Here is a 14,483-nt window from a genome sequence, read left to right as displayed (position 1 = left end):
TGAGCACCGATGAGGCCCTCGATTCAGTAGGAGAAGTCTTACCGCAGCCAATCATGTTTGCGCAAGATGTTTCAGGACAGTGTTTGATTTTGATTGAAAATGCTGGATATGCTCAGAGCGACCGCCCGCGACAGATGGAAAGACGCCGGACATGAGAGACAGCAGAGAATTCGCCATCCTCGACGTGCTGCGCGAGGAGCGTGCCGCGAGCGTCTCGCGGCTCGCCGTGGCCGTCGACGCGAGCGAGGCCACCATCCGACGGGATCTCGATCGCCTCGACCGCAGCGGCCTCGTGCGCCGCACCCACGGTGGTGCCGTTCTCGTGGACGCCGACGCGCCCTTCGCGGAGGTCGAGCTCATCAACCGCGAGGCCAAGAACGCCATCGCGGCAGCCGCCGCGGCGCAGATCAACGACGGCGAATCGATCATCCTCGACATCGGCACGACGACCCTGCAGCTCGCCACCCTCCTGCACGGCCGGCACCTCACGGTGATCACCGCGAGCATCGCCGTCTTCGACGAGCTGCGGGATGACCGTGAGGTGCAGCTCATCCTGCTCCCCGGCGACTACGACCGTGTCTATCGCTCCCTGGGCGGACACCTCACCCCCGACGCATTGCGGCAGCTGCACGCCGATCACGCCTTTCTCGGCACCAGCGGAATCGCCGAGAACGGTGACCTGCGCGACACCACCATGGTGCAGATCCCGATCAAGCGCGCGATGCTCGAAGCGAGCGACCGCGCCACCGTGCTCGCGGATGCGAGCAAGTTCCCCGGCACGGGTGCCGGGCGCATCCGGCCCACGAGCTCGCTTACCCAGCTCATCACCGACCGCGCGCCCTCATCGCCCATCACGGAAGCTCTCGAGGCGAACGGGGTCACGGTGACGATCGCATGAAGCTCACGGTTCTTGGCGGGGGCGGATTCCGTGTACCGCTCGTGTACTCCGCGCTGCTGCGCGACCACGAGCGCGGCCGGGTCACCCAGGTGCGGCTCTACGACACCGACCGCCCGCGGCTCGACGCGATCGCGAGAGTGCTGCGCGAGCAGGCGCTCGACCATCCCGACGCACCCGAGGTCATGCTCTGCACCGACCTCGCCGAGGCCGTGGCCGGGGCCGACTTCATCTTCTCCGCGGTGCGCGTCGGCGGCATGGAAGGTCGCTTGTGCGATGAGCGGATCGGCCTGAGTCACGACGTGATCGGCCAGGAGACGGTCGGTTTCGGGGGGATCTCCTACGCCTTGCGCACCATCCCGGCGGCCATCGAGCTCGCCGAACGAGTACACGCGCTCGCACCGGATGCCTGGGTCATCAACTTCACGAACCCTGCGGGCATCGTCACGGAAGCCATGTCGCGGATCCTCGGCGACCGCGTCATCGGCATCTGCGACTCACCGGTCGGCCTCGCCCGTCGCGCCCTCGGGGCACTCGGAATAAGCTCCGCGAGCGTAGAGATCGACTACGCCGGGCTCAATCATCTGGGCTGGCTGCAGCGCCTCGTCGTCGACGGCGAGGACGTGCTCCCGCGCCTCCTGGCACGGGACGACCTGCTCGAGAGCTTCGAGGAGGGGCGGCTCTTCGGCGCACCGTGGATCCGCGCGCTGGGGGCTCTTCCGAACGAGTACCTGCACTACTACTACTACCGTCGGGAGGTGAAGCACGCCGATCAGCGCGCTGCGCAGACGAGGGGCGGCTATCTGCTCGGGCAGCAAGCCGGGTTCTACGACGGGGTCGCCAAGGGCGAGGGCTCGGCGCTCGCGCTCTGGGAGGAGGCACGCTTCGACCGTGAGACCACCTACATGGTCACTAACCGCGAGTCGGTCGGCGTGGGCGAGCGCGACGAGGAAGACCTCGTCTCGGGCGGCTATGAGAGGGTCGCGATCGCGCTCATGCGAGCCATCGCGCACGATCAGAAGGCCCGCCTCATTCTCAACGTCCGCAACCGCGGCATACTCGCCGACCTCGACGCCGACGCCGTCGTCGAGGTGCCGTGCATCGTGGGCGCGAGCGGAGCCGAGCCCATTCCCGGCAGTCGACTGCCCGAGTTCGGGCGAGGACTCGTCATCAACGCCAAGTACGTCGAACGTTGCACCATCGAGGCGGCCATCAGCTCCTCGCGCACGGCGGGAGTGCGTGCCCTGGCGCTGCATCCGCTCATCGACTCGGTCGCCGTCGCCGGATCCTTGCTGGAGGATGCCATTGCGAGCTTTCCCGAGCTCGCCTACCTACGCTGAGTCGTCAGCGACGAAGGACCCCCTCCGACCAAGACTCCCGAAAGGCTCCCGGTGCACCAGAACCAGAAACTCGTGGAGGCACGCATCCGTCGTGTGCTCGACGAACGCATCACGCCCGCCGTGCACTCCGCACGCCAGCCGGTGAGCATGGCGGCATGGAAGGTTCCCGATGAGCCGGTGCCGGTGGCCGAGGCCCTGGTCGCGGACTACACGCCGTTCACGCTCGGCACCGCCTGGGGCCGCGCGTGGTCCACCTGGTGGTTCGAGTTGCAAGGCGCGATTCCGCTCGACTGGAACGGCCGCACCGTCGAACTGCTGATCGACCCTGGCTTCCTCGGGGACTGGCCGGGCAACCAGGCCGAGGGCCTCGTCTACACGCCGCAGGGTGTTCCCGTGAAGGGCATCCATCCGCGTAACGGCTACGTCCGCCTGGCGGAAGCGGCGAAGGGCGGCGAGCCCGTGCACTTCTTCGTCGAGGCGGCGGCGAATCCCGACATCCTCGTCAATGAGTTCGTGGCGACACTCTACGGAGACAAGGCCACCGCGCCCGAGGCGCCCATCTACCACTTCCGGGTTGCAGAACTCGCGGTGTTCGAGCCGGACGTGTGGGACTTGCGGTTCGATATCGAGGTGCTCTTCCAGCTCATGCTCGAGCTGCCTGAAACCGAGCCCCGCCGAGCCGAGATCCTGAGGGCGCTGCAGCACAGCCTCGACACGCTTGCACTCGATGACATCGTGGGCACGGCGACGGCCGCGCGCGCCGAACTCGCCGAAGTGCTCTCGCGACCGGCGAATGCGAGCGCGCACCGGATCTCGGCTATCGGGCACGCGCACATCGACAGCGCATGGCTCTGGCCGATCCGCGAGACCAAGCGCAAGACGGCGCGCTCATTCTCGAACGTCCTGACCCTCATGGAGCAGTATCCCGAGTTCCGTTTCGCCGCCTCGCAGGCCCAGCAGTACGTCTGGCTGCAGGAGAACTACCCGGAGGTGTGGGACAGGATGCGCGCTGCCATCACGGCGGGCAGCTGGATTCCGGTCGGTTCGATGTGGGTCGAGGCCGACGGCAACCTCCCGGGTGGTGAGGCAATGGCGCGCCAACTCGTGTACGGCATGCGCTTCTTCGCCGAGGCGCTCGATGTGCACACTCGCGGTGTCTGGCTTCCCGATTCCTTCGGGTACTCGGCGGCCTTTCCCCAGCTGGCGAAAGCGGCGGGCCTCGAATGGTTCCTCAGCCAGAAGCTGTCGTGGAACCAGACGAACTCGTTCCCGCACCACACCTTCTGGTGGGAGGGCATCGACGGCACCCGGGTCTTCACCCACTTTCCCCCGGTCGACACCTACAACTCCATCCTCGAGGCCGAGGAGCTCCATCACGCAGTCGCCAACTTCCGCGAGAAGGGAGGAGCGACCCGCTCGCTCATACCCTTCGGCTATGGCGACGGAGGCGGTGGGCCGACCCGGGAGATGATGGAGCGCTACCGGCGCGCCCGCGACCTGGAGGGCTCGCCTCGGCTCGAGATCGAGACACCCGATTCGTTCTTCGAGAAGGCACTCGCCGAGTACTCGGATGCGCCGGTGTGGGTGGGCGAGCTCTACCTGGAGCTGCATCGCGGCACGTTCACGTCGCACGCACGAGAGAAGCGCGGCAATCGCGCTTCAGAGGCTCGCCTGCGCGAGGCCGAGCTGTGGTCCACCGCGGCGACGCTGCGAACCGGAGCGGAGTATCCGTACGATCGCATCGAGCATCTCTGGAAGCGCGCGCTCCTGCAGCAGTTCCACGACATCCTGCCCGGATCCTCCATCGCCTGGGTGCATCGCGAGAACGAAGAGGCCTACCGCACGAACCTTGCGGAACTCGAGATGCTCATCGGGGAGGCGACATCGGCCCTCGGCGTGACGGCAGCCGTGCTCAATGCCGCTGGCCACGCCCGCCGCGCCCTCGTGGAAGACGAGAGCGGAGTTCCCACCGGGCTCGTCGAGATGCCGGGAAGCGGGCTCGCTCCGGCGCGCTTCGTCTCCCCCGCGCATCCGGTGGTCGGCTCCGCGCGCGTGTTGGAGAACGGCCTCCTGCGTGTGCGACTCGACGACGCGGGCCTCATCGACTCGATCGTCGACGTGCGCGAGGGCCGCGAGCTCGTGCCCCCCGGCAAGCGGGCGAACCTCCTGCAGCTCCACGAGGACCTGCCGAACGCCTGGGACGCCTGGGACATCGACGGGCACTACCGCAACAGCATGAAGGACGTCGACTCGGTGGAGTCGATCGACCTCGTCGAATCGTCGCCCTTGCGATGCACGGTGCGCATCGTCCGTGCCTTCGGTCGCTCGAGGGCCGTACAGTGCGTCTCGCTCGTGGCTGACGACGCACGAGTGCATCTGCGCACCGACGTGGACTGGCAGGAGGAGGAGAAGCTCCTCAAGGTCAGTTTCCCGCTCGTGGTCCACGCCCAGCACCACAGCGCTGAGATCCAGTTCGGCCATGTGCGCCGAGCTACGCATGTGAACACCTCCTGGGATGACGCCCGCTTCGAGGTCGCGGCACACCGCTGGGTCCACGTGGAGGAGCCCGGTTACGGTGTCGGGCTCAGCAACAGCGGAAGCTATGGACACGACATCACCCGCACGGTCGGCGATTCGGGAGAGGTGCAGACCGAGCTGCGGATCAGCCTCGTTCGAGCAGCGCGATCGCCCGACCCGGCGCAAGACCTGGGCGCGCATCGTTTCGACTACGCACTCGTGCCCGGCGCCGACATCGAGACGATCGTGCGCGCGGGCTACGAGCAGCACCTGCCCGTGCGGCAGGTGCCCGGAACGGTCACCGATGCGACGTCGGATGCCACGACGTGGTCGCTGCTCGACATCGAGGGCGAGGGCATCCACCTGGAGGCGGTCATGATGGCGGCCGATCGCTCGGGTGACGTGATCGCCCGCCTCTACGAAGCGCGCGGCAGCAGGGGAAGCGCACGCCTCCGCCCCGGGTTCGAGGTGGTGGGATACGAGCAGGTCGATCTGCTGGAGCGCCCGCTCGCCCCCGACGCGCGCCGCGCGCCGCGATTCGAACCGACCGAAGCCGGCCTCGAGCTCGCACTGTGGCCGTTCCAGATCGTGACCGTTCGCCTCGTGCGCTGAGCTCCTCCCCTGAAAGGACGAAGATGCCGATCGACCACGCTCCCTGGTTCACCCACGACCGATTCGGGCTGTTCGTGCACTGGGGCCTGTACTCGCTCGCTGCCCGCCACGAGTGGGTGATGCACGACGAGAAGATCCGGCTCGAGGAGTACCGGAGGTACACGCGGTACTTCGATCCCGACCTCTACGATCCGCGCGAATGGGCGCGGGCCGCGCGCGAAGCGGGCATGAAGTACGTCGTGCTGACGACGAAGCACCATGAGGGATTCTGCCTCTGGGACACCGCGCTCACCGATTACAAGTCCACCAACACGCCCTACGGCCGCGATATCGTCGCGTCCTTCGTCGAGGCGGTCCGGGCGGAAGGCCTCAGGGTGGGCTTCTACCATTCCCTCATCGACTGGTCGCACCCCGACTTCCTCGTCGACGGTCGCCACCCCAGGCGCGACGACCTCGATGCCGAGGCGCAGAACGAGGGCCGCGACATGGGGCGCTACCGCGAGTACCTGTACGGCCAGGTACGCGAGCTGCTGACCAACTACGGCATCATCGACTACCTTTTCTTCGACTTCTCGTACAAGAACGACGATCACCACGACGTGTGGGGCGGCAAGGGAGCCGAGGACTGGGGCTCTGAAGAGCTCCTCACGCTGACGCGGGAGCTTCAGCCCGGCATCGTGGTGAACGATCGGCTCGACATCCCGGGCGACTTCGTGACGCCCGAGGAGTATCAGCCCGACAAGCCCATGGAGGTCGACGGCCGGCGGGTCGTGTGGGAGGCATGCCACACCCTCAACGGCAGTTGGGGATACTTCCGTGACAACTCCAACGACAAGCCCGTCGACCAGCTCGTTCGGATGCTCATCGATGGCGTCTCGAAAGACGGCAACCTGTTGCTCAACGTCGGTCCAACCGGGCGCGGCAACATCGATCCGCGCGCCATGACCTCACTCGAGGGCATCGGCGAGTGGATGCGACTGCACAGCAGGTCGATATACGGCGCCGGCGCGGCATCCTTCACGCCTCCGCCCGACGCGCGATACACGCAACGCGGCGACCGCCTCTACCTGCACCTGTTCGCCTGGCCACTCGAGGACGTGAACCTGGCCGGCCTCGCCGGCAAGGTGGAGTACGCGCGGCTTCTCAACGACGCGTCGGAGCTCAGCTTCAAGGAGATCGATCCGAACGTCCGCGCGGTGACGACCGGAATGGGAGGCCCGCCGAAGGGGACGCTCACACTGACGCTGCCCGTCGTACGGCCCGACGTCATGGTGCCCGTGGTCGAGCTGTTCCTGAACGAACGAGCGTGACGGCGACGACCCCGACCTGGATCGATCCAGGCCGGCGCCGCTCGCAGCCGACGGCATTCGCCGGCTGCTACTGCAACGCCGAGGTGAGCCGCGCGAGGTTGTCGAGCACGGTCGACCACAGCGGCTGCTTCATCCACTCGTCGAGGGTGAGCTCACGGCTGTCGCGGCGGTAGCCGTCTTCGACGGCGCGCATCTCGCGCACGAACGAGGCGCCGCGCACGAGGAGCGACACCTCCATGTTCAGCTCGAACGAGCGGATGTCCATGTTGCTCGACCCGATGACCGCGACGTCGTCGTCGATGGTGAAGTGCTTCGAGTGCAGGATGTACGGCGCTTGGTACAACCAGATCTTCACGCCGGCACGCAGGAGCGCCTCGTAGTACGATCGCTGCGCGTGGTAGACCAGCGCCTGGTCGCCCATCTCGGAGACGAAAAGCTCAACGTGCACCCCGCGCTGCGTCGCGCCGCTGATCGCGCGGAGCATGGCCTCGTCTGGCACGAAGTACGGGCTCGTGAGGATGATGCGCCTCTCAGCCGCGTACATGAGCGCGAGGAAGAGCTTGAGGTTGTTCTCGTTCGTGTACCCGGGGCCGCTCGGCACCACCTGGCAGTCGAGGTCCTGCGCCTCGCCCAGCTGCCCGAGCGGCACGATCTCGCGCGTGGGCGCGTCGCCGGTCTCGAGGTACCAGTCGGTCGCGAAGATGGCCTCGAGGCCCGACACGACCGGTCCCTCGACGCGCGCGACGAGTTCCTTCCACTTCAGGCCGCGACGGATGTTGCCGGGCTTGTTGTACGAGCGGTCGATGATGTTCTGCGACCCGGTGAAGCCGACCTTTCCGTCGACGACGAGGATTTTGCGGTGGTTGCGCAGGTCGGGGCGCTGGTACCGGCCCTTGAGCGGTTGCACCGGAAGCATGAGCTGCCAGCGCACGCCCATGGCGGAGAGGCGCTTCAGGGTCTTGCGGTACCCCTTCACGCGCACCGAGGCGATGTGGTCGAGGAGCACCCGCACCTCGACCCCGCGGGCGACGGCGTCGCCGAGCGCGTCGAAGAGCGGGGCCGTCGTGCGGTCGTAGGCGAAGATGTAGAACTCCGCGTGCACATAGCGTTCCGCACCGCGGATCGTCTCGGTCATCGCGTCGAGCGAGCCCTGGTAGTCGCCGATCAGGCTGGCGCCGTTCGACCCGATGAGCGGAATGGCGCCGAGGTTGCGGTTCAGCTCCACGATGCCGTCGAACCAGGCCGGCCAGGTACTGCTGTCGCTCACACGCTCGATGCCGTGGGTCGACTCGCGGATGTACTCGTCGACCTCGGCCTGCTTCGCTTGCCGGCGCTTGGGGAGCTTCGGATTGCCGATCAGGAGGAACAGCAGGATCCCGAGGATGGGGATGAAGAAGATGGCGAGAAGCCAGGCCATCCCCGCGGTGGGCCGGCGGTTGCGCGGCACGACGATGACCGCGATGACGCGGATGATGATGTCGATGACGATGATCGCAGCGGCGATGAAGGCCGTGATCTGCGTCGTCGTGATGTCGATCGTCATCCGGCGGGACGTTCGCGAGCCAGCTTCGCGCGCTCCTCTGCCTCGATGCGGGTGTACGCCTTGCGCTCCGCGCGGTCGGCGCGGATGATCGCGCGCATCACGAACCAGAAGAGGAGCCCGATGAGCACGGTCGGTGCGAGCGACCAGATCGCATTCGCCCAGAATTCGTCCATAGGACTTCAAGAATACGGGGGTTCCTCGGATTCTGCTCATCTGGTCGGTTGGCGGTGCCGCGAGAGCGGGCACATAGCGCCACGACATCCGTCGTCTCGAAAGCAGGACGACGCGCCGGGTCGTCACCGAGCACAGGTTCCCGAGACATCCGGTAGCTCTTCACTCCTGTTCTCAGACCACCGAGCGAATCGCAACGCCGCCCGCGAGCAACGCGCGAATCACCGCGATGCACCCGGCGAGGTCGCCCATGACCTGTGGATACCCGAAGCGATGCCACCGGTACCCACGCGACACGAGCGCGCTGTTGCGCTCGCGATCGCGCTCGATCGGCTCGTGGCCGTCGTGCGCGGCGTGTCGTCCTGTCTTCGGGAAGGCGAGCCCGGCGTGCGGCTCAGCCGCCGGTGATGAGGCCCCAGATGCCCGAGCCGAGCAGGTAGAGGCCGATCGCGCCCACGATGATCCAGATCGCGATGCGCGCGTTCGAGGGGCGCTTCGGGTCGGGGTCGGGCTCGAGATCCTTCTTGGGGAGGTAGTCGTTCATTCGCTGCATCCGCTCACTTGACGAGGGGGAAGAGGATGGTCTCGCGGATGCCGAGACCGGTGAGGGCCATGAGCAGTCGGTCGATGCCCATGCCCATGCCGCCCGACGGCGGCATGCCGAACTCGAGCGCGCGGAGGAACTCCTCGTCGAGGCGCATCGCCTCGGGGTCGCCGCCCGCGGCGAGCTTCGCCTGTTCGACGAAGCGCTCGCGCTGCACGACGGGGTCGACCAGCTCGGAGTACCCGGTCGCGAGCTCGAACCCGCGCACGTAGAGGTCCCACTTCTCGACGACGCCCGGGATCGAACGGTGGCCGCGCACGAGCGGCGACGTGTCGAGCGGGAAGTCCATCACGAACGTGGGGCGCTCGAGCTTGGACTTGACGCGGTGCTCCCAGAGCTCCTCCACGTACTTGCCGGGCAGCGGGTGGTCGATCTCGATGCCCTCGGCGTCGGCGAGCTCCTTCAGGCGCGCCATCGGCGTCTCGGCCGTGATGCGCTCCCCCACCGCCTCGGAGAGGGTGTCGTACATGGAGATGCGCGCCCAGTCGCCGCCGAGGTCGAACTCGGTGCCGTCGGCCCACGTGACCACGTGCGAGCCGCTGATCGCGATCGCGGCATCCTGGATCAGTCGCTGCGTGAGGTCGGCGATCGAGTTGTAGTCGCCGTAGGCCTCGTACGCCTCGAGCATCGCGAACTCGGGGCTGTGCGTCGAGTCCGCGCCCTCGTTGCGGAAGTTGCGGTTGATCTCGTAGACGCGCTCGATGCCGCCGACCACGGCGCGCTTCAGGTAGAGCTCGGGCGCGATGCGCAGGTAGAGCTCGGTGTCGAAGGCGTTCGAGCGGGTCGTGAAGGGGCGAGCGGATGCCCCGCCGTGCATCACCTGCAGCATGGGCGTCTCGACCTCGATGAAGCCGAGCGAGTCGAACGTGCGGCGGAGGCTCGCGTTGACCTTCGCTCGGTCGATGACGTTGCGGCGCGCCTGGTCGCGGGCGATGAGGTCGAGGTAGCGGCTGCGCATCCGCGTCTCCTCGGAGAGCTCGTTGTGCAGGTTCGGCAGCGGCAGGATCGCCTTCGACGCGATGCGCCACTCCTTCACCATGATCGACAGCTCCCCGCGGCGGCTCGTGATCACCTCGCCGTCGACGAACACGTGGTCGCCGAGGTCGACGAGCTCCTTCCACTCGGCGAGCGACTCCTCGCCCACCTCGGCGAGCGAGACCATCGCCTGGATGCGGCTGCCGTCGCCCGACTGCAGCGTCGCGAAGCACAGCTTGCCGGTGTTGCGCGAGTACACCACGCGGCCCGCGAGGCCCACGTGCTCGCCGCTCGCCTCGTCGACGCCGAGGCCCACGAAGCGGTCGCGCACCTCGGGGATCGTCGCCGTGATCGGCAGCCGCACGGGGTACGCGCCTGCACCGAGGTCGTCGGATGCCGCGTTCAGCCGCTCGCGCTTGGCGAGCCGCACGGCCTTCTGCTCCGAGATCTCCTCGGCGGTGGGCTCGGCTGCGACATCCGTCTGGGTTTCGGCCATCGTTCACTCTCGGTTCGCGGAAACGTGCGTGCACCAGCCTACTTGTGCAGGGCTGGGCGAACTGTGGGTCGAGGAGCCGCGCAACGGCGTCTCGAGACCGCTCGGGGCAGACCGGGTTTCGAGCCGCGCCTCCGGCGCTCCTCAACCCGCAGAACTCGAGACGCGCCTCCGGCGCTCCTCAACCCGCAGAACGCAGGACGGGCCTTCGGCGGTCAGTCGTCGCGGCCGACCTCGACGAACGCGTTGTCGATGAGCCGGGTCGAGCCGACGATCGCGGCGACGAGCACGAGCGCCCGCCCACGGTAGTCCTCGGCGATCGGCAGGAACGTGTCTGGGTCGACGCACACGAAGTAGTCGAGGCTCACGCCGTCGTGGTCGCCGAATGCGGCGACGCCCTCGGCGAGCAGCTCCGACGGACCGTCGGCCGCCGCGGCATCCGCTGCCCGGAGCGACTCGGCGAGCACGAGCGCCGCCTGCCGCTGGGCCTCGTCGAGGAAGCGGTTGCGGCTCGACAGCGCGAGGCCGTCGGGCTCCCGCACGATCGGGACCGTCTCGATGCGCACCGGCAGGTCGAGATCGGCGACCATGCGCGAGACGAGGAAGACCTGCTGCGCGTCCTTCTGGCCGAAGAGGACGACGTCGGGCCGGGCGATGCCGAAGAGCTTCGCCACGACCGTCAGCACGCCGTCGAAGTGCCCCGGGCGAGAGGCGCCCTCATAGCGGTCGCCGATCGGCCCGGCGTGCACCGTGGTGCCGCCCTCGCGGCCGCGCGGATACATCTCGTCGACGGTCGGGGCGAACACGGCGTCGACGCCGAGCGCGGCGAGCGCCGCGACATCCGTCCCGAGCGTGCGGGGATAGCGCTCGAGATCCTCGCCGTGGCCGAACTGCAGGGGGTTCACGAAGATCGAGACGATCACCAGGTCGGCGAGCTCGCGCGCGCGGCGCACGAGGGCGAGGTGCCCGTCATGGAGCGCACCCATCGTGGGAACGAGCGCGATGGACGCCCCTGCCGCGCGGCGCTCGGCGACGAACGCCCGGAGTTCCGCGATCGTCGGCACGGTGCGCGTGCCCGCGGCGACCTCGGTCACTCGCCACCTCCCTGCGGCCGATCGGTACCGGCCCCGTCGATCGTACCCGCCCCGTCGACGAGCGGCCCGGTGTCGTGCCCCGCCAGTGCGTTCTCGACGGCGCTGCGCACGAGGGGCGCGAGCACCGCACCCGGACGGCCGACGCCGATGCCGTCGAGCAGGTCGCTCGCCTGGTCGACGATCGCGCTCGAGAACGAGACGGCCGTGTCTATGGCCTCCGCGTAGGCGGCTCGGTCGCCCTCGGCGACGACGAACGGCTCGCCGCCCATCTCGACCACGAGCGCCTGCCCGATCGGCAGCACGGGGCCGGGTGCGGTGACGGCGAACCAGGTTCCGCGGAGCCGCGCGAGGTCGATCGACGTGCCCGTGAACGACATGGCCGGATGCACCGCGAGCGGGATCGCCCCCGCCCGGCGCGCGGGCTCGAGCACGCCCGTGCCGAACCGGGCGGCCGTGTGCAGCACGAGCTGGCCGGGCTGCCATACGCCAGCGTCTGCGAGACCCGACACGAGGGCGGCGAGCTCCGCCTCGGGCACCGCGAGCAGCACGAGCTCGCTGCGCTCGACGATCTCGGGGATCGGCAGCACGGGAACGGCGGGCAGCATCGCCGCCGCCCGCTCGCGGCTCGCCTCGGACACCGCGGCGATCCCGGTGAGGGCGTGACCGGCCCCCGCGAGCGCGGCCGCGAGCACGGCGCCCACCCGGCCGGCGCCGATCGTGCCGACCCCGAGCCGTCCAGAGCGCTCAGTGGGCATCGGCGCCCTCTTGCGATCGGGTCGGGGCTGCCCCCCAGTGGTGCGAGGTGTCACGGGCGGCGCGCTCGACCGCCTCGTCGGCGAGCCGCTCGAAGAGCACGACCGCCTCGTCGCGATCCGCGGCCGGGAGTGTCGGGATCACTGGCCCGGCAACGGTGTGGATCCGCACGGTCGCAAGCCGGAGCATCCGCTCCAGGGGGCCCACGCTCACCGCGACCGATTGCATTCGCGCGAGCGGCACGAAGACGAGCCGGCGCAACAGCCACCCACGCCGGATCAACGCCACGCCGTCGGTGGCGGCCCAGCCGATGCGGCGCCACGAGAACGGGCGCAGCCACGCGCCGCGGCGCGGGGTGCGGGAGTATCCGCCCGCGACGTCGCGGCCGGTGAGGCCGGCCTCGACGAACGGGTCGACAGCGGCCGCGGCATCCGGCATCAGCAGGGCGAGCACGCGGTGCACGTCGGCGACGGTGCCCACCGGCAGCACGAGCGTGCGCTGCGCGGCCTCGTTGCCGGCGCTCACCGACTGCCCGGCCACATTGATGCGGATCGACCACCAGCCGAACGGGCGCCACAGGATCCACTGGTGGGCCTCGACGGCGTGGATGCGCCCTGGCGGGATCGTCTGGTTGCCCGTGGAGAGCAGGCCGTGCCCGATCCGCACGCCGTCCGGCGTTCCGGCGATCGAGTAGCGGAGCGACTTCGTGATGCGCGACCAGACGTAGCTGATGAGACCGATCGCCGCAGGCACGAACGAGAACAGCACCCACAGCTGTCCCGTCGAGACGCCGACCGCGATGATGGCGACGAGCACGATCGCCCAGACCGTCGAGCCGCCGAGGAGCGTCGAGCCGATCACGCGTCCGAGCGGCAGGTGCACCACGGACTCGGGCGGGGCGAGCGACGGGTCGAGTTCGGGTGCGAGGAACTCGTCGACGCGCTGGCCGATGACCGCGGAGACGTGCGCGCGACCGGCCGGGCCTTTCGCGGCGCCCGCGGCATCCGCTGCAGTGGCGGCCTTCTCTGCGCGCGCACCCGATGCGAGGCGCAGGATGTCGGCGCGCAGCTCGTCGGCGAGGGCCGAGCCGAGGTACGAGAGCTGCACGTTCGCAGATTGCCCGGCCACGGACACCTCGAGCTTCGCCGTGCCGAAGAGGCGGGCGAACAGCGGCCGGTTCACGTTGATGCCCTGGACCCGGTCGAGTCGCGCGCTGCGATGCGATCGGAACAGGATGCCGCTGCGAACCTCGACGGCCTCCGGTGTGATCCGGAACGTGTGCATCCGCCACGACAACCAGAAGCCGACGATGAGCAGGACGATGAGCACGGCGACGCCCGCGATCGCCCAGCCGACGAGGCCGCGCGTGACGATGCCGCCGATGGGGTCGTTCGCCCAGTCGCCCCGCCACGTCTCGATCTCGACGTCCAAGTCCTCGCCGAAGTCGGGAGCGAAGATCACCAGGAACATGTCGACGAGCCGCTCGCGGAGGTTCGCGATGATGAACCCGAGCACCGCGATCAAGACGAGGCCGCCGCGCAGCAGCGGGCTCGCCGGGTGCAGCCGGTGCCACTCGCCATCGGCGAGGTTCGTGACCCGCGTGGGGCGCACGGGTGCGCTCACAGCCCCGCCCGACGGGTCTCGGCGAGGGCGACGAGCTCATCGCGCAGCCGGTCGGCCTCCTCCATCGGGAGGCCGGGCACCGTGACCGCGGTGGATGCCGCGGCGGTCACGAACTTCAGGTCGGCGAGGCCGAGCGCCCGCGCCACCGGCCCGCGCGTGATGTCCACGAGCTGCATGCGGCCGTAGGGCACGGCGACCTGGCGCTGGAACATGATGCCCCGGCGGAACAGCAGGTCGTCCTCACGCAGGCGGTAGGCGATCGACCGCACCCGCCGCGGCTCGAGCACGATGCCGATGAGCGACACCACTCCGATGACGATGGCCGCCCAGAGCGCCCACCACTGGGCCCAGAGCGCGTACATCACGAGGAACACGCCGACGAACACGACCATGCCGATGAGCGAGCCGACCACTTCGACCACGATGTACTTCGGCGAGACTCGCATCCAGCCGGAGTCGATGGGCGCGGCAGGCGCGGCGGGCGCAGCGGGCGCGGCCGGCACCGCCGGCGCGGCATCCCCCAGCGGCGCGGCCGGCGGCGTCACGGCCGCGG

12 protein-coding genes are annotated in these 14,483 nt (G+C 68.9%); 4 read left to right on the top strand and 8 right to left on the bottom strand.

Translation table 11 applies throughout. The annotated features are described in order from the left end of the window. The first annotated feature begins 151 nt into the window (after window positions 1-151). The 4 genes from ASG80_RS21835 to ASG80_RS21820 are packed head-to-tail and all read left to right on the top strand — an operon-like array spanning window position 152 to window position 6,674. Window positions 152-898, top strand: a complete 747-nt coding sequence (locus ASG80_RS21835; protein WP_056734740.1) for a DeoR/GlpR family DNA-binding transcription regulator — start codon at window positions 152-154, stop codon at window positions 896-898. Further along, window positions 895-2,235 (top strand): 6-phospho-beta-glucosidase, encoded by a 1,341-nt coding sequence (locus ASG80_RS21830; protein ID WP_056734738.1) that lies wholly within the window; start codon window positions 895-897, stop codon window positions 2,233-2,235. Before ASG80_RS21835 ends, ASG80_RS21830 begins: the two co-directional genes overlap by 4 nt. Before the next feature lie 51 nt (window positions 2,236-2,286). Next, window positions 2,287-5,364: a glycoside hydrolase family 38 C-terminal domain-containing protein gene (locus tag ASG80_RS21825; protein WP_056734736.1), complete on the top strand. Its 3,078-nt coding sequence runs from the start codon at window positions 2,287-2,289 to the stop codon at window positions 5,362-5,364. Window positions 5,365-5,387: 23 nt separating this feature from the next. Then, complete coding sequence (locus ASG80_RS21820) at window positions 5,388-6,674, top strand: alpha-L-fucosidase (protein WP_056734735.1); 1,287 nt, start codon at window positions 5,388-5,390, stop codon at window positions 6,672-6,674. A gap of 67 nt (window positions 6,675-6,741) precedes the next feature. On the opposite strand, the gene cls is transcribed toward ASG80_RS21820, so the two are convergent. The 8 genes from cls to ASG80_RS21790 form a co-directional block, all read right to left on the bottom strand. Beyond that, window positions 6,742-8,217 carry a cardiolipin synthase gene (cls, locus tag ASG80_RS21815; protein ID WP_056734733.1) on the bottom strand — a complete coding sequence of 492 codons (1,476 nt, stop codon included), beginning with the start codon at window positions 8,215-8,217 and terminating at the stop codon, window positions 6,742-6,744. Beyond that, window positions 8,214-8,390, bottom strand: coding sequence for a hypothetical protein (locus ASG80_RS24045; protein WP_164470570.1), 177 nt, complete (start codon window positions 8,388-8,390; stop codon window positions 8,214-8,216). Before ASG80_RS24045 ends, cls begins: the two co-directional genes overlap by 4 nt. A gap of 392 nt (window positions 8,391-8,782) precedes the next feature. Continuing rightward, window positions 8,783-8,941, bottom strand: coding sequence for a hypothetical protein (locus ASG80_RS23825; RefSeq protein ID WP_156402021.1), 159 nt, complete (start codon window positions 8,939-8,941; stop codon window positions 8,783-8,785). 4 nt (window positions 8,942-8,945) lie between these two features. Further along, the gene (lysS, locus tag ASG80_RS21810; RefSeq protein ID WP_056734732.1) at window positions 8,946-10,463 is read right to left on the bottom strand and encodes a lysine--tRNA ligase; all 1,518 of its coding nucleotides are present in this window, start codon (window positions 10,461-10,463) and stop codon (window positions 8,946-8,948) included. A 212-nt stretch (window positions 10,464-10,675) separates the two neighbouring features. Then, window positions 10,676-11,554, bottom strand: coding sequence for a pantoate--beta-alanine ligase (gene panC / locus ASG80_RS23820; protein WP_056734730.1), 879 nt, complete (start codon window positions 11,552-11,554; stop codon window positions 10,676-10,678). Beyond that, the gene (locus ASG80_RS21800; RefSeq protein WP_082590874.1) at window positions 11,551-12,309 is read right to left on the bottom strand and encodes a Rossmann-like and DUF2520 domain-containing protein; all 759 of its coding nucleotides are present in this window, start codon (window positions 12,307-12,309) and stop codon (window positions 11,551-11,553) included. The genes panC and ASG80_RS21800 overlap by 4 nt, the downstream gene beginning before the upstream one ends. Continuing rightward, window positions 12,299-13,930: a PH domain-containing protein gene (locus ASG80_RS21795; RefSeq protein WP_056734727.1), complete on the bottom strand. Its 1,632-nt coding sequence runs from the start codon at window positions 13,928-13,930 to the stop codon at window positions 12,299-12,301. The genes ASG80_RS21800 and ASG80_RS21795 overlap by 11 nt, the downstream gene beginning before the upstream one ends. Then, a complete protein-coding gene (locus ASG80_RS21790) occupies window positions 13,927-14,376 on the bottom strand; it encodes a PH domain-containing protein (protein ID WP_056735028.1) in 450 nt (149 codons plus the stop codon). The genes ASG80_RS21795 and ASG80_RS21790 overlap by 4 nt, the downstream gene beginning before the upstream one ends. Window positions 14,377-14,483: the final 107 nt, after the last annotated feature.

This window comes from Agromyces sp. Soil535 (genome assembly GCF_001428255.1).
GTDB lineage: Bacteria > Actinomycetota > Actinomycetes > Actinomycetales > Microbacteriaceae > Agromyces.
This window is presented reverse-complemented; position numbering and strand designations above follow the sequence as displayed.

Coding starts and splice junctions, on each gene's coding strand:
- ASG80_RS21830 (WP_056734738.1), top strand. CDS start 895: ATGAAGCTCACGGTTCTTGGCGGGGGCGGATTCCGTGTACCGCTCGTG.
- ASG80_RS21790 (WP_056735028.1), bottom strand. CDS start 14,376: ATGCGAGTCTCGCCGAAGTACATCGTGGTCGAAGTGGTCGGCTCGCTC.
- ASG80_RS23825 (WP_156402021.1), bottom strand. CDS start 8,941: ATGCAGCGAATGAACGACTACCTCCCCAAGAAGGATCTCGAGCCCGAC.
- lysS (WP_056734732.1), bottom strand. CDS start 10,463: ATGGCCGAAACCCAGACGGATGTCGCAGCCGAGCCCACCGCCGAGGAG.
- cls (WP_056734733.1), bottom strand. CDS start 8,217: ATGACGATCGACATCACGACGACGCAGATCACGGCCTTCATCGCCGCT.
- ASG80_RS21820 (WP_056734735.1), top strand. CDS start 5,388: ATGCCGATCGACCACGCTCCCTGGTTCACCCACGACCGATTCGGGCTG.
- ASG80_RS24045 (WP_164470570.1), bottom strand. CDS start 8,390: ATGGACGAATTCTGGGCGAATGCGATCTGGTCGCTCGCACCGACCGTG.
- ASG80_RS21800 (WP_082590874.1), bottom strand. CDS start 12,309: ATGCCCACTGAGCGCTCTGGACGGCTCGGGGTCGGCACGATCGGCGCC.
- ASG80_RS21835 (WP_056734740.1), top strand. CDS start 152: ATGAGAGACAGCAGAGAATTCGCCATCCTCGACGTGCTGCGCGAGGAG.